We start from the raw sequence: 21382 nt of genomic DNA, 5'->3' as shown, positions 1-21382 counted from the left end.
AAAACGTTTTCTGTTTCAAGCCGGTTAAATTAGAATTTGCCCCAGCTGTTTTTTCGCCGGAGGCTGATTCGCGGCAGAATGATGCCGAGCAGGATGCCGCCTCCCAGCACGGCAGCGCCGATCATGAACCAGTTTTGCTGCGTGGACGAATCCAGCGCCTGTTTTTCACGCTGGATGCTTTGCAGTTTGTTTTCCAGTTCGATATTCTTTTTTTGCAGACTGTCTCTATCGTTCTGGATTTGGATCACGCTGGCTGAAGCCTGTTTAATGGTGGTTAACTCACTGCTTAAGCGTGAAACTTCTTCATGCAGTTCTTTAGTGGTTTTGTCCGCCCCGTCTTTCTCTGTTTTCAGCGACTGAAGTTCTGCTTTAAGGCTTTTGTTGGCGTCCAGGGTTTCGGCCAGTTTGCCGGAATTTGCCTTTGCTTCGAGCAGCGAGCTGGGAATCGGGTGGCGCGTGAGGTATTTGCTCAGTATCCAGCCCTCTTCGCCTGAGGCGAGCGCAACATAGCTGAATCCGTTCGACTCCTGCTCTTCCAGCACGTCAACCGGAGTCCCGGCTTTCAGCATACGCAGAATCTTGTTTTGGGTGGATGGGCCGGACCTAAATTGTATTTCAAGCTGATCGGTAACGTAGGCTTGTTCTCCCGCCATGGAAAAGCCTGTTGCTAACAATAATACAAGAGTAAGTGTGACCTGTTTCATGGTGTATCCCCGTCCTTCCATTTTTGTAAGTGCTTACATTGTAACAGATGGTTAATCGTGGTCGATCAATCCGTCAAGGCTTGCCGTAATCAACATGCTTGTCGAGCAGCTAGGGCGCCCCACGCGGCGGAATATGGCAGCAGTTTTTGCTCGGCATGCAAGCGGCCGGCGCTTTGAATCATCACAACCCGCCATGGCGTCGTTGTGATGCGCGTTATGACCGACTAAAAAAGTCGATGAAAGATAATTGTTTCCAGATTCGTTCAGCCGTTTACGCATGCGCAATCAATAATTCCAGCAAGGCCTTCTGCGCGTGCAAGCGGTTTTCAGCTTCGTCCCATACGACGCTCTGCTTACCTTCCAGTACTTCCGTGGCGACTTCTTCTTCGCGGTGAGCCGGCAGGCAATGCATGAACAGCGCATCGGAGGCGGCCAGACTCATCAGGGCTTGATTGACGGCATAGCCTTTGAAGGCAAGTTTCCGCTCATTTTGTTCGCTTTCCTGCCCCATGCTGGCCCAAACGTCGGTTACGATCAGATCGGCATTGCGCGCGGCGGATTGAGGCTCGCGCACCAGTTGGACATGGGCTTGATATCGTTCGATGAGTTCCGCTTCCGGATCGTATCCGGACGGGCAGGCTATAACGAGTTCGAAGTCGAGCAGGGCGGCGGCATGAATATAGGTCTGGCACATGTTGTTGCCGTCGCCGATCCAGGCGACGCGTTTCCCTTGTATGTCGCCGCGATGCTCGAAATAAGTTTGCAGATCGGCCAGCAATTGACAGGGGTGAAATCTATCGGTAAGCCCGTTGATGATAGGTACACGCGAGTATTCGGCAAATATTTCCACGGTTCTATGGCAATTGGCGCGCAGCATGATGCCGTCTACCATGCGTGACAATACGCGAGCGCTGTCTTCCAGCGGCTCTCCGCGCCCCAGCTGGGTATCGCGCGGAGACAGGAATATGGCGCCGCCGCCCAGTTGCATCATGCCGCTTTCGAATGAAACTCGGGTTCGGGTCGATGATTTTTCGAAAATCATCCCCAGCACCCGGTTTTTGAGCGGCTCGTAGATTGAGTCAAGCGCTTTCAGTTCTCCTGCGCGTTTGATAAGCGCGCGGATTTCCGGAGAGGATAAATCCTCAAGCGTGATGAAATGTCTTGGTTTCATGATGCTCCTCATGCAGTGTGCGCTGTAAACGCATGGTTGATGAGTCCAGCCAGTTTCTCGATCAGTACCTGCGCTTCTTCCACCTTCAAAATAAAGGGCGGGAGCAGACGTATCACCTTATCGGCGGTTACATTGATCAGAAGTCCCTGATTCAGCGCCTGAACAATCAATTGCGGGCACGCTTGATCAAGCTCTATGCCTATCATCATGCCTTTGTTGCGTACCTCCCTGACATGCGGGTTGCCCGATAAAGCAGAGCGTAGTCCCGAAGCCAGACTGTCGCCCAGAGCGCCGGCGCGCCCAACCAGCTTTTCCTTGCGTAGTGTTTTCAGTACGGCAAGCGCCGCGCTGCAGGCCAGAGGGTTCCCGCCGAAAGTTGAGCCGTGTTTACCTGGAGTCAATACGCTTGCTGCCACGCCCTGAGCCAGACAGGCGCCGATGGGGACGCCATTGCCGAGCGCCTTGGCCAGGGTGAATGCGTCGGGCAGGATACCGGCATGCTGGAACGCAAACAGTTTTCCTGTCCGACCCATGCCGCTTTGCACTTCATCCAGTATCAACAGCCAGCCGCGCTGGTCGCAAAGCTCTCTGAGCCGGCTCAGATAGTCAGGTTGCGGTATGCGTACACCTCCTTCGCCTTGAATCGGTTCGACCAGAACCGCTACTATGTCAGGGTCGGTTAGTTCTTCCAATGCTTGTATGTCGTCGTAAGGCGCGCGCAGGAAGCCGCTCACCAGCGGTTCGAAACCTTCCTGCACCTTTGGGTTGCCGGTGGCGCTAAGCGTCGCCAGCGTGCGTCCATGAAAACTGCCTTCCATGACGACAATGGCGGGAGCGTCTATGCCTTTCTGATGACCGTAACGGCGGGCCAACTTGATCGCGGCTTCGTTGGCCTCGGCGCCCGAGTTGCAGAAAAACACATTTTCCATGCGGCTTGCAGCGCAAAGCTGATCGGCTAGTTCTTCCTGTAGCGCAACGCGGTAAAGGTTGGACGTGTGCACCAGCTTGGCGGCCTGTTCGGCGATGGCCTTGGTGATGGCGGGGTGGGCATGACCCAGATTACACACGGAAATTCCGGAAAGGGCGTCAAGGTAAGTTTTGCCGTGGTTATCCCACAACCACGCGCCTTCGCCCCGTTCGAAAACGACCGGGAGGCGTGCATAGGTAGGCATGATGTGATCGTTCATGGTTGCTTCCAAAACAAAAAGGCAGCCTCACGGGCTGCCTGACCATCAAATTCAGCTAGAATGAAATTCTATGGGATATCGTTAGCACTCACAAGAAAAATTTACGGCGCGTTTTTTCCTGGCTTGATGGTGCGTTTATCGCCATCTGACAGGCGTGTGCCGGAAGTCAAGGGGATGAATCAAGATTAGGCGGTTACTTACCATGCATATATCAGCTGAATCGGTGTTGCACTTTGTAGACGAGAGTTTGAAAAGCGGCGAGCTGAGCCGGCTGGATCGCGCATTTATGCTGTTTTTGCGCAATATCGACACCAATGCCAGCCCGCTGGTTTGGCTGGCTGGAGCCTGGGCGAGCAGGCAGGTGAGCAGGGGGCATGTGTGCCTGAATCTTGAGGCTTGGGCGAATAACGGATTGGAAGAGAGCGCCTTGCAAAGCTGCACCCTGGATCAGTGGCTGGATGCATTGCGGCATAGCCTGCTGGTAGGCGCAGGCGCAGGTAATACGCCGCTGGTACTGGACGGGCGCAACCTCTATCTGCGGCGTTATTGGCAATACGAACAATCCGTCGCCGCAGCGGTTAAACAACGCGCCGCTCAGCCGGCATTGAAGCTGCCCGGCGATTTGCGCGCGCGCTTGAACCGGCTGTTTTATGACGGCACGCAAAAACCGGATTGGCAGAAAATTGCCTGTGCAGTTGCGTTGCGCGCGCGCTTCTCCATTATTACCGGCGGACCGGGTACGGGTAAAACGAGCACGGTGACGCGTCTGCTGGCTTTGCTGGTTGATATAGCCGGCAACAGCGAAAATGGCGGGCGCAAACCTATTATCCGCTTGGCTGCCCCAACCGGCAAGGCCGCTGCGCGGGTCACGGAGTCGATACGCCGCGAGTTGGAAAAAATGCCCCTAGCTGGTTCCATGCGCTCCAGTCTGCCGGGAGAAGCCGCTACTTTGCATCGCTTATTGGGCAGCCGTCCCGGGTCGAGATTATATGCCTACAACCGCAACAACCCGCTGCCCGCGGATATCGTCGTTGTCGATGAAGCGTCGATGATCGACCTGGAAATGATGGCGGCATTGCTGGATGCTTTGGCGGAAAAAACGCAACTGATCCTGTTGGGCGACAAGGATCAGTTGGCTTCGGTGGAGGCGGGCTTCGTGATGGGCAACCTGTGCCGCGGGGTGGGGGAGAACGTTTACCATCAGGACACGCTGGAATGGATAGCACGGCAGAGCGGCGAAATCATTGACGCGGCTGCTGCGCTTGACGCTAATCCATTGCACCAGCAGATCGTGATGCTGCGCCACAGCCATCGCTTCGACGGCGACAGCGGAATCGGACGCCTGGCGCAGGCAGTGAATGCGGGTGACGATACCGGGGCGATCTGGCAGGCCCATACCGATATCGAGCAAATGCAATTCCAGAATGCACATGACGTGCGGTTACGGATGCTGGTTGGAGGAGCGGATGCGGAAGGGAGCAAACCGGGTTACGCTTATTATCTGGCTACACTGCGCGCGACCCGTCCGCAAGATCAAGCGGGCCGGCAGGCTTACGACGCCTGGGCCGGCAGCGTATTGGACAGTTTCGGCAGATTTCAGCTGCTGTGCGCGCTGCGTGCGGGGCCTTGGGGAGGGGATGCGCTGAACCGCAGCGTAAAACAATGGCTGTTTCCTGAACATGCTCAGGGCGATTGGTACGAAGGCCGTCCGGTGATGGTGATGCGGAACGATTACAGCCTCGATCTGATGAACGGTGATATCGGTATTGCGCTGCAGGATGGCCGGGGCAGGCTTGCGGTGGTATTCAGGCAGCCGGATGGCCATATTAGATGGATTTCACCCGGACGTTTATCCGATGTGGAAACTGCGTTTGCGATTACCGTGCATAAATCGCAAGGCTCAGAATTCGATCACGTTGTTCTGGTGATACCCGGCAGCAACAGCGCGTTGTTGACGCGAGAACTGATTTATACAGGCATCACGCGGGCTAAAAAACGCTTCACCCTGCTTTACGGCGATGAAGCTGTATTTCGCCGGGCCTTGCAAACCAGGGCGCTTCGCTGCGGGGGATTGGAGACGCTGCTGGCGCACCACGACAACGGATGAAACGTTATATGCGAAGCATTGACGAAAACACGTTACGGCGTGCCGGAAGATGGGTTTTCCGGTAAAACGCTTGTGTTTTCAGTATAAAACTCATTGATTGAGTCCATTATTTCTGCGATTACCTGTTGCCTTTTCGAGGCCGGCTCCCGGCCGGATGACGGTGTGGCCTCATCGGGGAAAGCCTGGTACATATCGAGTTCGGTGCGCAGTACCGACAGTCTGGTTGTTATCAGCGCATATTCGGCTTGCCTTTGCAACACTCTTGCGGTCTCGGCTTGCGCTTTGGCGGACTTTTCCAGTTCGAGCCGCGTTAGCCTCACTTCAATTTTCGAGTTTTTAAGTTCTTTACGCGCAATTTGCAGTTGCTGACGCTGTAGTTCTATCGTATGTACCAGTGCGATAATGGATACGAAAGTCAAAATTGGGCTGAGCGTTCCGCCAATAAAGTCTCCGAAGTCGCCCCATGCGCTGGACTCGTGATTCAGCGGCGAATGAAATGCATAGAAATAGATGCCGAACACGGCAACTATAGACACGGCGGCATAGCGGATGATATGACTGAAAAACCTGGCATTGTTCGGGCGAGTTTTTATATCTGTGTCTGGACTAGGCATAATTTTTAAGAAAAGAGGGAGAGTTTGTATGCTGTCAATTGTTCAGCGCCCGAGGTAGCGGTAAGGTCCTACTTGATTGGCCGAATGGTTACGTATAGGATTGATTCCTGATATTTTGCAAGGATGGGGCGTAAAATTCAATTTCGGTAAGCGTAGGGTAGTAAAAAGTCTGATGGAGGCGATCAGATGCATAATAACAAAGAAACCTATACAGATAAGCCGCATACCATTTTTCCGTGGAACGATAGTTTCAAGCTGGGAATCCTGCTGGTTGATCAGCAGCATGAGCGCTTGGCGGGCTTGGTCAATATACTGGCTAATCATCTTATCTATAATGCCGACGTTCCGGCGCTGAGCGCCGTTTTCAACGAGTTGGCCGACTACGCCGTCTATCATTTCCATACGGAAGAAACCATCTGGCATCAATCAGTCCCGGACGATTCCTGGGAAACCAGGCATAAGGATGTTCATGACTCGTTTATCGAGGAGGTGTCGCGTCTGCGCGCCGGCTACGGCGGTAAACCGCTGGATGAGGCGGTGCCTGATATTCTATCCTTTCTGACCAATTGGCTGGCATTCCATATTCTGGATAGCGATAAACGCATGGCCAAACTGGTGCGCGCCACGCAATCCGGTCTTCCTCTGGAGGAAGCGAAACGGCTGACCTCCCACGAAATGAGCGGCGCGATCAAGGCTTTGATCGAGGCGCTGCTTTCCATGTACCAAACGCTTTCATGCCGCACTTTGCAGTTGTTGACGGAGATCGTGGAGCGGCAGAAGGCCGAGGTCAAGTTAAGGCTGGCTTCCAGCGTGTTCGACAATACGCTGGAAGCCATCTGCATTACTGATGCGGACGGCATTATCATAGACGCCAATCCTGCATTTAGCCATATTACCCAGTATGCTCACGACAAGGTGCTGGGCAATAGTCTCGATACGCTTATGCTGGGCGCGGAAAGCGACGCTTTCGATATTGCCAACGTGTGGCAGGCTGCGCGGGAGGAGGGTCACTGGAACGGCGAGATCAGAAGCCGCTGCCGGAGCGGCGGAGTCAAGGCAGGGTGGCTGACCTTATCGGCCGTCAAGGACGAGCGCGGGAATATTTGTAATTTCGTGGCGGTTTTTTCCTGCGTGGAGCAATTGATCAAACGCCAGCACGAGATGGAGTTCATGGTCAACCATGACGCGCTGACGCAATTGCCGAATCGTCTGCTGATGACCGATCGCCTCGAACTGGCTATTGCACATGCGGAGCGCTCACACGAATATCTGGCAGTGTGTTTTCTTGACCTTGATGGGTTCAAGGCTGTCAACGATGTGTTCGGACATGCGGCAGGCGATTGCCTGCTGCAGGAAATAGCAAGACGTTTCAGTCGGGCGTCACGCCGTAACGATACCGTGGCGCGTGTCGGCGGGGACGAATTTGTCATTTTGCTGAACGGTTTGCGCCGATCGGTGGATTGTTGTTTATATATGGATAAGTTGCTGGATGAAATAGAGCAGCCGGTGCTGATTAAAAACGATATCATTCGGGTATCGGCCAGTATCGGCATTGCGCTATTTCCTGATGACGGCAATAGCGCGGAAGCGTTGCTGCGACATGCCGACCAGGCGATGTATCGATCAAAAAAATCAGGGAAAGCGGGGTATTGCTTTTACAACGCGTTGCAAAATTACGGCGGCGCATTTTGAGCAATCAGGTTGAAGGCGGCAGGAAAAACCCAAGTTCCTTGACCGGGGGTCAAAAAGTGGGGGTACCATGTACAAACTCAAAGATGGCTCGGAAGTATCGGAAGCGGCTATTGACGCCGCCTTCAGGGAGGGAAAGGCGGTGATTGTTCATGTGCGCAGGGAGGGCGGTTGCGGTGCGCGTTTACTGCTCGACGGGGAGCACTTTGATACGCGCGGAAAATGCTGCCATGCGTTGGATGAAACCTGGACCAGCAGGCCAAAAACGCTTAAGGAAGCCCTTGACGCGGCCTATTACAACCCGAATCCGTTTTGTAAGGTATAGCCCGGCAGTTTTGGCAAGCTCGGGACCAGGGTAAACCCGCATTAAATCCGGGGCGGCAGGCTTTTGCCTCCGTGATCATGTTTTCCGGCCCTCTTCTGTGCGTGCGCGAATCCGTTTCCGGCAGATTTATCCAGGAGGGAAAGAAAAACTATAGAATTATGGATGTACCCATGCCAACACGGGAACCGAATAGTTACCCGGCTCGTTGCTTAGCCGATGTCAACGCATCTGCAATTCGCTCTAAAGCCTCAGCGACTACGGCTTTGCGCGTGCCGATGTTCATGCGCATGAATCCGCTGCCATTGACGCCGAATGTCATGCCTGGATTCAAGCCGACCTTGGCTTTCCTGATAAAAAACTGTTTCAATTCGCTGTCGTTCATGCCCAGCTCGCGGCAATCCAGCCATAGTAAATAAGTGCCTTCAGGTTCGATGAAGCGGATGCCGGGCAGGTTTTGTTCGATAAATTCGCGTGAGAAATCGCGGTTTTCGGCGAGGTATTCGCGCAATTGCATCAACCACGGCCCGCCTTTGCGATAGGCTGCTTCAAAAGCAGCCAGACTGAACGGATTGGTGGTGCTGACATGCAGCATCTCGAAACTGTTTTGCAGGGCTTTGCGGTATTCAGGATTCGGGATTATCAGCGCCGACAATCCCAGCCCTGGGATGTTAAAGGTTTTGCTTGGCGCAATTGCGGTGATGATGGCGTTATTCCCGGCGGTCAGCGCGCCGGGCGAGTAATGGATAACGCCGGGGTAGGTCAAGTCGGCGTGAATTTCATCCGAAAGCAGGGTAACCCGGTAACGCTGCGTCAGCGCCAGCAATTCTTCCAGTTCCGGTTGGGTCCATACCCGGCCTGTCGGGTTCTGCGGCGCGCACAGCAGCAGCAGGCGCGCGCCCCGTTTCATGCAGCTTTCCAGGTGGTCGAAGTCCATCCGGTATTTGTCGTTCGACAAACGCAGCGGATTTTCGACCAGCGTGCGTCCGGATCGTGTCACTGCCGAGAAAAAAGGGGGGTATACCGGCGGCTGTACGATTACGCCGTCGCCGGGACGCGTCAACGCAAGTACCGCCGCGTTCAGAGTAGGTACCACGCCCGGCGCCAGCATCAGCCAGTCGCGCTCGGTTTTCCAGCGGTAGCGGGTTTCGATCCAGTTCTGCATCGCATCGAACAGGCTGTCCGGGGCCAGCGTATAGCCGTAAAGCGGATGCGCGGCGCGTTTCAGCAAGGCGTCGGTAACAGCCGGCGGCGTGGCGAAATCCATGTCCGCCACCCACAGCGGCAGTATGTCGTCCGTACCGAAAACCGCTTTTACCGCATCGTGCTTTAACGAGTGGCTGCCCTGGCGCGATATGGGCTGATCGAAGTCAATCATGCCGTCTCTCCCACAGCGTTACTTCGGACAGCGTGTGCTGAAACTTGCGCCGTGTTTCCCTGATGACGAACGGGATATCAAGCGGCGGCTGTATCAGTCGGAAGCGTCGTTCCAGTATCACTTTCAATCCGTCCAGCGTCGTCCGGTTTTCGCCGTCCTGTTTATAACCGCCGACCCATGCCGCGCGAGGCGTGTGCTCGCTTAGCCAGGTGTAAGGCGATGTAATCATCAGCAGCCCTCCCGGTTTGATGCGTGCGTGGATGCCGGCGAGAAATTTTTCCGGGTCGTAGAGCCTGTCGATCAGGTTCGCGGCCAGGACCAGATCAAAGTCTTTCCACAACGGTTTCAGGTTGCAGGCGTCGCCCTGGGAAAAGCTGACCTTGTCTTTGACATGATCGAGCTTCAGCGCCGCAAGCGTGCGTTCATGGTAGCTGACCAGTTCGCCCTCGTCGGTCAGGGTATAGCGCAGCAGCCCATGTTCCGCCATCTGTGTTCCCAGACCGATAAAACGCGCGGAAAAATCAACGCCGGTCACCGACTGAAAATGGCGCGCCAGTTCAAAAGTCGCTCGTCCGGCGGCGCAACCCAGATCGAGCGCCGTTAAGGCCGGACGTTGCCCCATGGCGTTTATCGCGATTTGCGCCAGGGTCTTGGGGAAGTTGGCTACGCCGAAAAATTCGTCGCCATAATGAAACTCGGCATATTCCGATAGCAGGCGGTCGGTTTCATAGTTCGAAGTGTGGATTTCTGTCTGCGCCGCGCCGGTCACATAGCGAAAACCGGCATGTTGGAAAAAGTGGCGGCGAAAAGCATAACGCGCGCTGTGCAGCGCTTCGTTGCCGCATGAAATCCAGGAACCGCCCTTGAACAGATTATGGCGACCGTCGAACGTCGGCGTGGTGAAATCATCGTAGAGCGGGTGCACTTCGAACCCTTCGAACGGATAAATCGGCGTTTCCGTCCATTGCCATACATTGCCGGCTACATCGTGCAAATCTCCATGCGCAAAGCGGTTGACCGGGCAGGGCGATGCCGCGTAATCGAGACCGATGTTGGCGTTCGATCGTGTATCCGCAGGCAATTCGCCGAGTCCGGCAAAGTCGTACAGGCGATACCATTCATCCTCGGTCGGCAGGCGCACGCTTGCTCCGGTCTGCGCCTGTTTCCAGTTACACCATGCCCTGGCTTCATGGTAGTTGACCTCGACCGGCCAATCCCACGGCATGGTCGTTTCCTGCAGCATCAGGCGTAAACACCAGTTTTGTCCGTCCTTGATCCAGAACGGCGGGTGTGTGTTGCCGGTGTAGCCCAACCATGCCTGGCCTTCATCTTCCCACCAGGATGCCGTTTGATAACCGCCCGCTTCGACAAACGGCAGAAATTCCTGGTTGCTGACCAGAAACCGGCTGGCCTTGAAAGCAGGCAGATCTGTCTCATGGTGTCCATATTCATTATCCCAGCCATAATGACAACCGGTGCTGCGCGATTTGTTTAGTATGATGCGTCCGGCAGGAATGTTCACCAGGGTGTTATTCGGCGCAGGACCGGTTTCAGTCCACGGTATCCAGTTTTCGTGAGGCCGTACAAACTCGAGCGCATGCTGGCGTATCAGCACCGATGAGGTTTCGAGGTGGATGCGTTCGTGCTCTATGCCCATCAGCAACGGCCACCAGGGGTGGCCCCAGCTTATCGGCAACGTGAGCGGCAGCGTTTCGATCAGCGCCGTTACCCGTTGCCGCAGTTCGTTGCGATAGGCTTTGACTTCTTCCACACCTGGCCAATCATAATGCATTTCATCGAGATCGTCCCAGCTCATCTCGTCGACGCCGACCGCAAAAATGGATTCCAGCCGTGGGTTGATGCGTTCGGCAAACAGGCCCGCCAGCAGCAGCTTGTTGGTGAAAAACGTGGCGGTATGGCCGAAATAGAAGATCAGCGGATGACGCAGCCGGATCGGTTTCAGATAATACGCCGCTTCGCTGTTCAGCGTCTCGAACAGCCGCTCGTAGCAATCGAAAGTGGTAACGAAATAGCGCAGGATTTCCGAGCGTTTTTCATTTGCATTTTCGCCGTCCAGCAGGGGTGTTCGAGAAAAGGGCATTGGTTTCATAGGCTGGGAATCGGTTTTGTAAGATTGTCAGATAAAAACTAAGGGAGAATTTCGCATTTCCCGCGGTTAATTTCAACCGGTTTGAACTGGCGTGCAGGACTCTGCGATAAAATGAAATCATCATGTCGTTTTGACTCCTGATCCGCCTAGTATACCGATGTTGAAAAATACCTATCGTAATTTGCTTGTTTCCCTGATTTTACTGCTTGCCAGCTATCCGTTGCTGATAGAGGCGGGGCTGTGGGGCAGGGTGGTTGAACTATCGCTGGCGACAGCCGTGCTGGTTACCGGTACGCTGGCTGCCAGGGGTCGGAGTCTGCGGGCAAGCTTTGCCGCTTCCGTAAGCGCGGCCGTCGTCCTTACCGGAATATTTGCGTTGTTTAACCCGGATATCGCATGGGTTTTTGCGCTCAGAGCGCTGCTGTTCACGATTTTTCTGGGACTGATTATTGTGGTTATGTCCCGTCACGTCTTTGCGGGGGGGCGGCACGCGAGCACGACCAACCGTCTTTATGGGGCGGTCTGTATTTATGTATTAATAGGCATGTTTTTTGCCGACCTGCATTTGATTGTCAACACGATACATCCGGGTTCCTATCTGTGTCAGGCGGGCCAGTGCGGCGGCGATTTTCAAACCACTTTTCAGACCGGCGTTCACCTTTACTTCAGTTTTATTACGCTGGCGACGGTAGGTTACGGCGATATCGTTCCGGCAACCTGGCTTTCCGGCATGGTTGCAGCCATGGAGGCGATTGTTGGGCAGATGTATGTCGCAATACTGGTTGCCAGACTTGTGGGGCTGCATCTGGCGGCGGATGCGGAGAAATAGCAGCGGTTGCGACGCGCGGTGTTAACCGAATTTAAGTCCAAGGAAAAAGCCGGCGCTGGCGCTGGCGCCCTTGCTGGTGATGTTGGAGAGATGCCCCATCAGAAAACCGCCCGATTGCTGCGCAGCCGCGGTTGCCGCAGTCGCCGCATTTTGCAGGCTGTCCGTACTGACATGGGCGATGCCGTAGTTATTCGCTACCAGCACCAGCACGATGGCGGCTCCGCCGATGAACAGCGCGAGTCTCAGCATCTTTTTTGCGAAATAACCCGCAGCAAGACCGATGACGAAAGGTGCGCCGACCTCGCCGAGCAGAAATGTCGAAGACAGCATATCGGTGGGTAATTCGCTGGTAATGGAGTTGATGTTCATGTTCATGGTTTGTGCCTGACTTTACATGCCGGCTCTGGCGCCTGCGGAGAATGGGTGGGGTTATTTTTAATCATTTTCAGACTGGATTCCACCGAAAAAAGGCTGCTCATGGCGATGGTGTTTAAGCGCGTGTCGGTTGTTACGGCTTGATGGGGCGTTTTGTCAAAAAACGAAAGCTTCCGCTAAGGAGTAAAATAAATATAAAAACAATATGTTAAGTGTGTCTGTCCGACCGCAGAGTAAATATCTTTTGGGCAGTCGTGCACCCCCAATTCAGGGTAGGGGAGACGAGCTAAAGCAATACTCCAGTTAGTCTTCGATACTTAAAATATGCGGCTGCGCCAGATTGCGGGGACGACCACCTTTCTGGTCGTTCGTGCGCGATGGGGTTGCTTCGGCAGTGCTGCGGCGTTCACCTGAATACCGATCGACAAATCACCGAACTTCAAGTAATAAGGGGATAAACTCAGTAAGAAAAAACAGAAAACTCGACCATCTTGGGCGATAACTAGCTTAAAACCGTCCGTCCTTGACGTAACACGCTGAGTAATCGGATTGTATCCTGACTTGCGCTTGCCGACTCCAGTGCTGCCAGCCTTGTTGTTTCTACCAATTCACGAATCTCGGCAATGGCTTTAGCATTTTGTGTTTTTAATTGAGCGCGGTGATTTAAATGTTGTGTCTTTTCTGGTAAGGCGTGAGCAACAACTGTCTTGTTAACCCCAATGGATTTCGGTTTTGAAATAGCTGGAGAGCGCTCTCCAATAGCATGGGTTGTTGCTGCAGCAAGATTTTCTGCTGGAGCTGGTGCTGGCGGGGTTGGCGCTGAGGCTGTTACACTCTTGGGCGAAACCGCTGCAGTTTTGATAAGGCTATCGGCAGGGGGACTATAGTCATGCAATCTGTGATTATGTCCGGTTAAATCCCACCCATGCGCCTCCAGCACTTTATTCGCCGCATCTGTTTTGGCAGTTTTCAAATCAGTAACCTCTTTCTGTTGTTGTACTTGAGCTTCCTTCACCAACTCAGGAGCAGCAGAAGCAAGGTCAGAGACGGCAATGGAATAGCCCTCTTCTTGATTGCCATTGATGGGCAGACCCTCCCCCCCTTTCGTGACCTTAGCCAGCGCCGCCCTGACGGAAGATTCAATCATCTCTTTGGGAAATATGAGCGAGCCTTGACTCCAAAACGAGGATTCATAGCGTACCTGAACGCCAGTTTGATCTCTTACTTTAGCCGCCTCCAACTCCAGCTCCCGTTTCTGCGCGTTGGAGTCCGCGTAATCAAACTTTTTCATAGCCTCAACAAAAGTACCCACGGCTTTGTCTTCCTGAGCCTTCTGCTGGATACGCTCCGGACTGTTCTCTGGAAACCTTGCGTTACGGAGTTGATCGAGAGTAAGAGGGGTGTAAGTCATAATTTTTCCATCCTGATACTGGGTGCTGATCAACAAAAGGCTCTAAAGTTCCATGGAGTTTGCCGGAAAAACTGTTGTTAACGGCCTAATGTACCGGCATAATCCCTTTTCCGCACTATTGAGGGTATTCTACCCTTCGTTCAAGTAACGCCCGCGTGCTTCATATCGCCCGGATTACCGGCAGGTAAACGCCCGTCACTTGCTTTAGACTCGTACAAGTGCACGAAAGTTGCGCAGATCATCCCGCCGTCGGACTTGAATATCAGATTTTTTAATCTCGATCATGTGCGCAATATAGCTCTTGGGCTGCACGTTATCCACGCGTTTTTGAAAACAGTCCGGTTTTCAGACCGCGTTACGCTCAGCGGCAATTACGCCTTGAAATAAACAAGGGCGATACCCTACGCGTGGCTTTCGCTATTGAATCACCACTGACTTTTGTAGTTTCAATTCTTAAAGGACCAGCTAATGACGAGACTCGTAGAGGTCAACGCGACAAAAGCAAATTGACAAATCGATCATATATCAGAGATAATGTACCAAGTCAAGAAATTTTATGACCTGAGTTAATCAGTGGTTATTTATCGCTACAACCTTCCGAAACGTCAAATTGATACGCCCATGAGTCGTATTTTTATCGACAGGAACGCTATGTAGCCAATGCCGCTGGAAATCGGGCTGCATGATTAGCAGCGTGCCGCTGCGCAGTAATATACTTCCATTTTCCGATGTTTTCTTATGCCGGTATGCAAATGGTCGTTCCACTCCCAGGGTCAGCGATGCGATAAACGGCAGTTCGCCCAGTTCCGGTTCATTGTCGGCGTGCCAGCCGACATGGTCTTCGCCGTTACGATAGCAGTTGACCAGTACCGAGTTGAACGAAAGGTTCAGGGATGCCTCGATTTTGGCGCGGATGTCGGACAGTAGCGGCGTCCATGGCCGGGTTTCGAGCAGATTATTGCTATAGCTGTAGCGAATTCCAGAATCGGCGTGCCAGGTTTGCAGTCTGGGCAGGACGAATTGCCGTCCTGCGTGGGTGTAGCGATTGTCCGGCCAGCTTTGTTCGTGCAGCAAGCGCTGATAAATGCGTTCGCTGGTTTCGGCGTCGTAAAATGCTTCGATAACTTTAAGTTCGGCGCAGAGGCTCATCCGGCAAGACCTTTATCCGCAGGACGCTGTTTTGATATGCGCGGCGAGCGCGCTGTCCATGGTTACGACGTGCAGTTCGAACCATTGCGGGAGGCGTTCCTTGACGAACGATCGTCCGAAGGTAATCAAACCCTTGTCTACCCGCGTCTTGAATTGACTGAATTCGCCGAGTATGCGCTGGTGTTCGCTCTTATGCTCGGTTTCCGCGGGGTAAGCATATTGCTGCATCAATTGATTCTCTCGCTCGAAATGCCGTTCGCTGTGTTCGTACAGCTGCTGAAACAATGCGGGGAAATCGGCATTGGTGGCGGCGTTCAAACGCCGTAGCAGAGCGATAAATTCGGCGTGATCGTTATCGATTGGATCATGGCCCAATACCATAGCTACGTTTTTTTCCATTGCTTCCATCCCGTTTTGCTAATAACGCCCAAAATTTTGCAAGTATTCAATTAACGCCTGAGATCCCTGAAGGAGCGGACTTTAGCCCGCGATAACGCACGTTTCGTGGGCTAAAGTCCGTTCCTGCGAAGGGATTTATATGAAGGCTGTTTGTACATCTTCCGGTCTATAGCCTTCTTCCATCAGCACGCGCCGTACGACCGGACGCGACAGCATCAGCCGATAGTGTTTCTGGCATTTGTCCGGCAGTTCAATGCCGGACTTATCGGCCCAGAACTCGACATAAAACAATGCGGCATCGGCGATGCTGAATGCGTCCATGGCGTAGCCTTGCTCCGGCAAAGCCTCGTTGATGACGGAAAACCCCTGCTGAACGATATGTAACCCTTGTGCTTTTACAGTTTCGAAATCGGCCGGGGAGGGCGCGAATTTGTCGGTGGTGAAAATTCTGGCGTAGCCCTGTCCATGCAGGGTGCCGACCACGTAGTCCATCAGCTCGATGATGCGCGCGTCGCCGTCCGCGTCGCCGGGCAGCAGCCGGGCTTTGGGATAGCTGCGCGCCAGCCAGTAGGCAATGGCCTGAAACTCGGTCAGTGCACTGCCGTCGTTGCGTATCAGTGTCGGGATGGTGGCTTTGGGGTTGAGCGCCAGATATTCCGGCTTCAATTGATCTCCGGCCAATAGGTTGACGATGTGCGCCTCGAAAACCAGATCGAGTTCTTCCAGCAAAATGTGGATGCCGGTCGAGCAGGAGCCGGGCGTTAAATAAAATTTCATCGCGTTGCCTTATGTGTTGAATTGAGTAAATGGGCGGCGCTTGTGCTGCATTGCAGGGAGTTGCGCCGCCAGCGCGGCAATGCCGGCGCTTCGGTCGTCGCTGTCGGTAGAATCAGTTTTTTGCGAAAAATATCCCATACGCCGTCATAACGCTGCTGTACCCGTATGCTCCAGCCCCAGACGATAGGTAAATGCACCGGCGTCCAAATATGGCGCTCAGGGTCGGATGGGGCGGCGTTCTGCAGAAAATAGCAGGTGTATTTCTCCAGCACGCTGACGGAAACGACCGCTTTTTCCTGGAATTCTGCTGGAATAAGCTGCGATATTTCCATATTGTAACCGATCTTTTGCCGCTCGCCCCGCGCCTGGAAAGCGCAAACCGGTTTAACCGCCTGGGTATCGCCCGTTCCGCCCAGATACAGAACCGGGCCGTCATCCGCTGCTTCGGTATCGAGCAAAATCAGAGCTTCGCCGTCGCTAAAGTGCAGGGTGCGCGACGATTCCATCAGCTGTATGCACCCTAGTTGACTGGCGAAAGCCTCGGTAGTCCATTCCAGTTCGAAGCGGGGGGCGACGCTCAGCATGGTTCGCTCATTGATTAAGCGCACTTCGGGGCCCCCCAGGCAGCTATCCATCAGCGTTAACCTGTTGTTGTGCCGTGGAGGAGCTTGTTCCGCTTCGCTTTGCAAACCGCGGCGCATGGTTTTGGTGAGCAACTCCGTATTCCAAACGAAGCAGTTCAACGGCTGTGCGTTTAGATCAATCGCTTCGATCTGCGCGCTGTCGATGCCCGGCCGGTAAGCGCCGACAACGCCGGTGTGATGGTCCGCGTCAGCTTCGCCGGCACGCTTCAAATATTCGGCCAATTCGGACTCTGACCAGTTCACCCGGTAGCGGTAACCCGGTTGAATCGTCGTTTCTTCCGGTGTCGGCGCAAGGTGAACGGGAAACTGAGGCATGGCTATACTGTCTATGTTGTGCAGGTTAATGTCGTGGCTTCGGTACGGCTGTGTATCACTAAAAGAAAATAAACGCAACAATAAGGCCGACTTGGATATCGACGGTATAGATGCCGCTTTTAAAGCGGGTGTAGTGATTTGGTACAAAAACTCATTGAACGATGTCAGTTATCCGACAACCGGCTTGCGCCGGTCTCTAAACCGGTAGTGGAATAGTTCCACCTGATGTTCTGTATGAAATGTGGCGCGATCAGAGTCCTGTGCAGTGTTTCAGTTGAAAGCCGTGGTCTTGCGAAATTGTTGGCGTATTTCAATAACATGTTGCAGTCATGTGGAAACCCTTGTCAGATTTTCTTGCGCGGATTTGATTTTTTATAGTACCCGTTGAAGGAAACGTTGAGTCCGCCGCATCGCATGTTGTCGCCGCTGACTTCCAGGCCATTTCCCGCAAAGGTAATGGTCAGCCTGCAACCCTCGCTTTCGCCGTCCGTGTAGTGAATTTGATTTCCTTCCAGCGGCAGTTCGCCATCAAGGTCTCCCATATTAACATTGCCCGTGTTTGCATTGCTTACCCAAATAGCGGAGCCTGTGATATGGGCTTTTCCGTTTCCCAGTTCCCGTACAGTGATGTTTGAAGAATGTTTGTCCGGTTTTCCATCGAAATAGCGTATGTATTTGCCTGAAACGGACGGCGATTCGGCAGCGTTTGCAACGGCATTATTCAGTTCGGCCAGACGCGACGTATATGCCTTGCTTAAACAGGTTTTGTCCTGACAGGTATTGCGTACGGACTTGAGCCATTCTCTCTGCGCCGTTTTTAGCGGCGCCTTATCGGATTCCCGCGACAGGGCTTTTGTGTAGGAAACCATTAGCAAATCGTCCAGATCCGATAGTTGTGAGTCGGAACAGATAGTTTTTTCAGTCCATGTAGCCGATTTGGCGCAATTGAAACTTGCGCCGTATACATGCAGCGGGGCTATGAGCAGGCTTATAATAAGCAGATATTTATTAAGTTTTCGCATCTGGTTTCTCCTGGGAAATAATAAGGGCAGCCCTCTGAGGGAAGCGGAAAACCGCAGCCGGTACTCGATAAATTGCCCAATATTTTCGGGCAGCGTCTTCTCTTCGCCGGATTGGTGCGGGGGATAGTCCTTGCGAGCCGCCGAACGCTATCCTAATATGGCGAATGTTCAGGTTTTGCTTTTTGCAGACAAGGAACATCTGGTGTGCCGCTTGGTTTTAAAGCAGGGTCGCCACTAAAGCCGAGAGTTCGCCAGCCGCAGTTAACCGTTGTTTGATCAACCGGAGACAAAATGAGAACTATTATTACAAGCGTGGTTGCAACAGCGATCCTGATTATAGCAGGTTCGGCTCTGGCGGTAGAAATGCCGGCGGACGTAAAGGCCAAGTGTGGCGCCTGTCACGCCATGGATCAGAAAATCATCGGCCCGTCATTCACCGAAATCGCTAAAAAATACAAAGGCGATAAGGACGCAGCCGGAAAAATAATCGCTAATGTGGTCAAGGGCGGTTCGTTTGGATGGAACCTTGGGTCGATGCCGCCAAAAGGCTTGGGCGCAAGCGACGCCGAAGTAAAATCCGCGTCGGAATTTATTACCGGTCTGGCAAAGTAGGCTGTTCCTGCTGGCGATGCGTGCGCTTGCATCCCGTACCGTAGCGCGGAGGCGTCCAGTCGATATGCAGATCAGGCCCGCCGCCGCGCTCCGGTTTTTCCCGGAATACCATAAAGAGTGGTTTGCCTTGTTACTGCCGTAAAAACTCAAGCCACAGTTGGCCAGTATGTACCGACCATTGAAATACAAGGGCCGAGGCAGCATCAGCAATGCCGCCGGACGATTCGAGAAACAAAGCCGCCAAGACGTCGATGATGGCTGGGGCAACCAGGATGCCGAGTTGCCGCCGCTGAATTCAGAGGTAATCATCGATGCGAGCCGCTCGCTGATTACCTACAACGACTCGCCGGATATTCCCTTCGATCGTTCGATCAACCCTTATCGTGGCTGCGAGCACGGTTGCATTTATTGTTACGCCCGGCCTACGCACGCCTATTTGGGGCTTTCACCGGGCCTGGATTTCGAAAGCCGGATTTTGATCAAGCCGGATGCCGCTTCTTTACTCCGGCAGGAGCTGAGCAAGCCAGGTTATCGCTGTGCGCCGCTGGCACTGGGCAGCAATACCGATCCTTATCAACCGCTTGAACGTCAGCACGAGTTGATGCGACAGATTGTGGAAATACTGGCGGAAACCGGTCATCCGTTGAGCATAGTCACCAAGTCCGCGTTGATCGAACGCGATTTGGACCTGCTGGCGCCGATGGCGGCGCAGGGTCTGGTTTCGGTGGGCATATCGATTACTACTCTGGACCGATCTTTGGCTCGGACTTTGGAGCCCAGGGCCTCCGCGCCGCAACGCCGTTTGGAAACCCTGGCCCGATTAAGCGAAGCCGGCATTCCAACGGTAGCGATGGTTGCTCCGGTCATTCCGGCGCTGAACGATCATGAAATGGAAGATATCGTCAAAGCCGCCCATGCGGCCGGTGCTGTCGGCGCCGAATTTATCCTGCTGCGATTGCCGCTGGAGGTAGCTGAACTGTTCGAGGAATGGCTGCGTCATCACTTCCCGTTGAAAGCCGATCATGTGTTGAGTTTGATCCGGCAGAGCCGCGGGGGGAAGGCTTACGATCCGGCGTTTCATCAACGGCTGCGCGGCAGCGGCGTTTATGCCGAACTGATCGCGCAGCGCTTCGGCTTGATTTGCAGACGCTTGGGGTTGAACAGGTCCCCGCCCGAGTTGCGCACCGATTTGTTTCGTAAACCCCATCCGTATGGGCAGACCAGCTTTGATTTTTTCGACTGATAATCTGAATGATCAAGCGTTGCAGGGTACGCCTTTTGCACGTCTGTGGATTTGGGCGTAATAGTTTTCCGGCTTCGTCCGATAAGCGTTACTTTCGTTTGCAGGCGCCTGTTTTGTATCGGGAGATGAATATGCATCGTTTCAAGTCCAGGGTTGCTTTGCCAGCTGCCTTTTGCTGCGCCATAACAGCCGGCGGCGCAGGCAACGCGCAACAATCGGACGACAAGGCTATGCCTCTCGGCGATGGCAGGGCTGGCTCCATGCCGTTACGCGGCCATGTTTATTCCTGCATGACCCGATTTCTTGGAGGCGGAGCCGAGCATGACGGCGAATGGCTCGGTGCCGATAGTTGGGACGCCACGCGTAAAATCCATGTGCAAGGCGATGTGTCGTGGCCGAATGCACGATTCAGCGTGCAGACGCTAAACGGCGTTCGCAAAATTACAGGCAACGGTTTGCCGACCGGCCATACCACTGGGATATTTCCTATTCATCCGTCGGACCCCGCCTATCGCATAGACCGTAATCCGAATCGAATCGAAGCCAGGCAAGTAGCCTTGAATCTTCCGATGCTGCCGGAAATCGCCGCCGACGCCGGCTGTTTGCCGATGGGCATGGTAGGGATTACCAGCGGCGGCGTGGCGATATTCAATGCGCTGGATGCAGCCGGACGCGATGCAGTGGCGCATGAGGTTCAGGATCATTGCAACGGTCATCCCCAAATGAGCGGTCAGTATCATTACCATGGTATATCGCCTTGTCATGCCGCAGAAAATGAAAACAATGCGTTGATCGGTTATGCGCTCGATGGTTTCGGCATTTACAGCAGTCGTGACGAAAGCGGCAAGGAGTTGAGCAATGCCGATCTCGATGAGTGCCATGGCCGTATCAGTCGTATTTCATGGGATGGGCAGCGGAGGGAAATGTATCATTACGTATTGACTAAGGAGTATCCGTATACCATCGGCTGTTTTCGTGGGCGTTTGGTTAGCGGTTCCGGAGAAGCGACGAATGGCGAACAGCCTGCAACAGGCGGACCGGGCTTCGTTCCTGTGGGAGCTGCGAGCCGCTTGCCGCCGCAAGAAGCCCTTGACTCCTGTGGAGTTCTGTCGCTGGGTGAGCGGTGCGAATTCGTTTCTCCGCGCGGCGACCATGTCTCCGGCATCTGCCGTTCGCCCAGCGGGCTTAAGGCATGTGTGCCTGACAGGATGCCCGCCATACGGTGAACAGAACAGAAGGCTGGAGACTGAAAAGGTACAAACTCGCTTTCATTAATACAGCGGGACGTCGGAACGTGTGCTTCGGGCTTGATTTTGTCGCACTG

General features: G+C 53.8%; 20 protein-coding genes. 7 read left to right on the top strand and 13 right to left on the bottom strand.

Annotation, left to right across the window (positions count from 1 at the left end; translation table 11 throughout):
• Positions 1–29: 29 nt before the first annotated feature.
• The 3 genes from F6R98_RS13070 to F6R98_RS13060 form a co-directional block, all read right to left on the bottom strand.
• Entirely contained in the window at positions 30–704 is a 675-nt protein-coding gene (locus F6R98_RS13070; protein WP_194269931.1) for a TIGR04211 family SH3 domain-containing protein, read from the bottom strand.
• Between the two features lie 271 nt (positions 705–975).
• Positions 976–1875 (bottom strand): ornithine carbamoyltransferase, encoded by a 900-nt coding sequence (argF, locus tag F6R98_RS13065; protein ID WP_153249407.1) that lies wholly within the window; start codon positions 1873–1875, stop codon positions 976–978.
• An 8-nt stretch (positions 1876–1883) separates the two neighbouring features.
• Positions 1884–3062, bottom strand: coding sequence for an acetylornithine transaminase (locus tag F6R98_RS13060; RefSeq protein ID WP_153249406.1), 1179 nt, complete (start codon positions 3060–3062; stop codon positions 1884–1886).
• 202 nt (positions 3063–3264) lie between these two features.
• On the opposite strand from F6R98_RS13060, the gene recD reads away from it, so the two are divergent.
• Positions 3265–5169: an exodeoxyribonuclease V subunit alpha gene (recD, locus tag F6R98_RS13055; protein ID WP_153249405.1), complete on the top strand. Its 1905-nt coding sequence runs from the start codon at positions 3265–3267 to the stop codon at positions 5167–5169.
• Positions 5170–5201: 32 nt separating this feature from the next.
• On the opposite strand, the gene F6R98_RS13050 is transcribed toward recD, so the two are convergent.
• Positions 5202–5705: a hypothetical protein gene (locus F6R98_RS13050; protein ID WP_153249404.1), complete on the bottom strand. Its 504-nt coding sequence runs from the start codon at positions 5703–5705 to the stop codon at positions 5202–5204.
• A 264-nt stretch (positions 5706–5969) separates the two neighbouring features.
• Here F6R98_RS13050 and F6R98_RS13045 point away from each other — a divergent pair, with 264 nt between their 5' ends.
• Both F6R98_RS13045 and F6R98_RS13040 read left to right on the top strand, forming a co-directional pair.
• On the top strand, positions 5970–7475 hold the full coding sequence (locus F6R98_RS13045) for a diguanylate cyclase domain-containing protein (RefSeq protein ID WP_153249403.1): 1506 nt from the start codon (positions 5970–5972) through the stop codon (positions 7473–7475).
• Positions 7476–7542: 67 nt separating this feature from the next.
• Positions 7543–7797 (top strand): hypothetical protein, encoded by a 255-nt coding sequence (locus F6R98_RS13040; RefSeq protein ID WP_153249402.1) that lies wholly within the window; start codon positions 7543–7545, stop codon positions 7795–7797.
• A 193-nt stretch (positions 7798–7990) separates the two neighbouring features.
• On the opposite strand, the gene F6R98_RS13035 is transcribed toward F6R98_RS13040, so the two are convergent.
• Both F6R98_RS13035 and ovoA read right to left on the bottom strand, forming a co-directional pair.
• Positions 7991–9172, bottom strand: coding sequence for a MalY/PatB family protein (locus F6R98_RS13035; RefSeq protein WP_153249401.1), 1182 nt, complete (start codon positions 9170–9172; stop codon positions 7991–7993).
• On the bottom strand, positions 9165–11282 hold the full coding sequence (gene ovoA, locus F6R98_RS13030) for a 5-histidylcysteine sulfoxide synthase (protein ID WP_153249400.1): 2118 nt from the start codon (positions 11280–11282) through the stop codon (positions 9165–9167). Before ovoA ends, F6R98_RS13035 begins: the two co-directional genes overlap by 8 nt.
• Positions 11283–11439: 157 nt before the next feature.
• Here ovoA and F6R98_RS13025 point away from each other — a divergent pair, with 157 nt between their 5' ends.
• Complete coding sequence (locus tag F6R98_RS13025) at positions 11440–12111, top strand: potassium channel family protein (RefSeq protein WP_153249399.1); 672 nt, start codon at positions 11440–11442, stop codon at positions 12109–12111.
• Between the two features lie 21 nt (positions 12112–12132).
• Here the strand turns inward: F6R98_RS13025 and F6R98_RS13020 are convergent, their stop codons facing one another.
• The 7 genes from F6R98_RS13020 to F6R98_RS12990 all read right to left on the bottom strand — a co-directional run bounded on the left by F6R98_RS13020 (position 12133) and on the right by F6R98_RS12990 (position 18203).
• Positions 12133–12486, bottom strand: coding sequence for an FUN14 domain-containing protein (locus F6R98_RS13020; RefSeq protein ID WP_228124868.1), 354 nt, complete (start codon positions 12484–12486; stop codon positions 12133–12135).
• Positions 12487–12988: 502 nt separating this feature from the next.
• On the bottom strand, positions 12989–13897 hold the full coding sequence (locus F6R98_RS13015; RefSeq protein ID WP_153249398.1) for a hypothetical protein: 909 nt from the start codon (positions 13895–13897) through the stop codon (positions 12989–12991).
• A 570-nt stretch (positions 13898–14467) separates the two neighbouring features.
• Positions 14468–15046, bottom strand: coding sequence for an alpha-ketoglutarate-dependent dioxygenase AlkB family protein (locus F6R98_RS13010; protein WP_153249397.1), 579 nt, complete (start codon positions 15044–15046; stop codon positions 14468–14470).
• Positions 15047–15058: 12 nt separating this feature from the next.
• Positions 15059–15445 (bottom strand): bacteriohemerythrin, encoded by a 387-nt coding sequence (locus F6R98_RS13005; protein WP_228124867.1) that lies wholly within the window; start codon positions 15443–15445, stop codon positions 15059–15061.
• Between the two features lie 135 nt (positions 15446–15580).
• The gene (locus tag F6R98_RS13000) at positions 15581–16222 is read right to left on the bottom strand and encodes a glutathione S-transferase family protein (protein WP_153249395.1); all 642 of its coding nucleotides are present in this window, start codon (positions 16220–16222) and stop codon (positions 15581–15583) included.
• Entirely contained in the window at positions 16219–17181 is a 963-nt protein-coding gene (locus tag F6R98_RS12995; RefSeq protein ID WP_153249394.1) for a hypothetical protein, read from the bottom strand. Before F6R98_RS12995 ends, F6R98_RS13000 begins: the two co-directional genes overlap by 4 nt.
• Positions 17182–17525: 344 nt before the next feature.
• Entirely contained in the window at positions 17526–18203 is a 678-nt protein-coding gene (locus tag F6R98_RS12990) for a lysozyme inhibitor LprI family protein (protein ID WP_153249393.1), read from the bottom strand.
• 291 nt (positions 18204–18494) lie between these two features.
• On the opposite strand from F6R98_RS12990, the gene F6R98_RS12985 reads away from it, so the two are divergent.
• The 3 genes from F6R98_RS12985 (at position 18495) to F6R98_RS12975 (ending at position 21284) form a co-directional block, all read left to right on the top strand.
• On the top strand, positions 18495–18815 hold the full coding sequence (locus F6R98_RS12985; RefSeq protein WP_153249392.1) for a c-type cytochrome: 321 nt from the start codon (positions 18495–18497) through the stop codon (positions 18813–18815).
• A 166-nt stretch (positions 18816–18981) separates the two neighbouring features.
• On the top strand, positions 18982–20058 hold the full coding sequence (locus F6R98_RS12980; RefSeq protein ID WP_153249391.1) for a PA0069 family radical SAM protein: 1077 nt from the start codon (positions 18982–18984) through the stop codon (positions 20056–20058).
• Positions 20059–20189: 131 nt separating this feature from the next.
• Positions 20190–21284 (top strand): YHYH protein, encoded by a 1095-nt coding sequence (locus F6R98_RS12975; RefSeq protein ID WP_194269930.1) that lies wholly within the window; start codon positions 20190–20192, stop codon positions 21282–21284.
• The last annotated feature ends 98 nt before the right edge of the window (positions 21285–21382 follow it).

This window comes from Candidatus Methylospira mobilis (assembly GCF_009498235.1).
GTDB classification, from domain to species: domain Bacteria; phylum Pseudomonadota; class Gammaproteobacteria; order Methylococcales; family Methylococcaceae; genus Methylospira; species Methylospira mobilis.
This window is presented reverse-complemented; position numbering and strand designations above follow the sequence as displayed.

Bases quoted from the DNA above. Each gene is read 5' to 3' on its own strand.
- argF (WP_153249407.1), bottom strand. From the start codon at position 1,875: ATGAAACCAAGACATTTCATCACGCTTGAGGATTTATCCTCTCCGGAA.
- F6R98_RS13015 (WP_153249398.1), bottom strand. From the start codon at position 13,897: ATGACTTACACCCCTCTTACTCTCGATCAACTCCGTAACGCAAGGTTT.
- F6R98_RS13000 (WP_153249395.1), bottom strand. From the start codon at position 16,222: ATGAAATTTTATTTAACGCCCGGCTCCTGCTCGACCGGCATCCACATT.
- F6R98_RS12990 (WP_153249393.1), bottom strand. From the start codon at position 18,203: ATGCGAAAACTTAATAAATATCTGCTTATTATAAGCCTGCTCATAGCC.
- ovoA (WP_153249400.1), bottom strand. From the start codon at position 11,282: ATGAAACCAATGCCCTTTTCTCGAACACCCCTGCTGGACGGCGAAAAT.
- F6R98_RS13070 (WP_194269931.1), bottom strand. From the start codon at position 704: ATGAAACAGGTCACACTTACTCTTGTATTATTGTTAGCAACAGGCTTT.
- F6R98_RS13045 (WP_153249403.1), top strand. From the start codon at position 5,970: ATGCATAATAACAAAGAAACCTATACAGATAAGCCGCATACCATTTTT.
- F6R98_RS13005 (WP_228124867.1), bottom strand. From the start codon at position 15,445: ATGGAAAAAAACGTAGCTATGGTATTGGGCCATGATCCAATCGATAAC.
- F6R98_RS12980 (WP_153249391.1), top strand. From the start codon at position 18,982: ATGTACCGACCATTGAAATACAAGGGCCGAGGCAGCATCAGCAATGCC.
- F6R98_RS12985 (WP_153249392.1), top strand. From the start codon at position 18,495: ATGAGAACTATTATTACAAGCGTGGTTGCAACAGCGATCCTGATTATA.
- F6R98_RS13025 (WP_153249399.1), top strand. From the start codon at position 11,440: ATGTTGAAAAATACCTATCGTAATTTGCTTGTTTCCCTGATTTTACTG.
- F6R98_RS13060 (WP_153249406.1), bottom strand. From the start codon at position 3,062: ATGAACGATCACATCATGCCTACCTATGCACGCCTCCCGGTCGTTTTC.
- F6R98_RS13010 (WP_153249397.1), bottom strand. From the start codon at position 15,046: ATGAGCCTCTGCGCCGAACTTAAAGTTATCGAAGCATTTTACGACGCC.
- recD (WP_153249405.1), top strand. From the start codon at position 3,265: ATGCATATATCAGCTGAATCGGTGTTGCACTTTGTAGACGAGAGTTTG.
- F6R98_RS13020 (WP_228124868.1), bottom strand. From the start codon at position 12,486: ATGAACATGAACATCAACTCCATTACCAGCGAATTACCCACCGATATG.
- F6R98_RS13040 (WP_153249402.1), top strand. From the start codon at position 7,543: ATGTACAAACTCAAAGATGGCTCGGAAGTATCGGAAGCGGCTATTGAC.
- F6R98_RS12995 (WP_153249394.1), bottom strand. From the start codon at position 17,181: ATGCCTCAGTTTCCCGTTCACCTTGCGCCGACACCGGAAGAAACGACG.
- F6R98_RS13035 (WP_153249401.1), bottom strand. From the start codon at position 9,172: ATGATTGACTTCGATCAGCCCATATCGCGCCAGGGCAGCCACTCGTTA.
- F6R98_RS12975 (WP_194269930.1), top strand. From the start codon at position 20,190: ATGCATCGTTTCAAGTCCAGGGTTGCTTTGCCAGCTGCCTTTTGCTGC.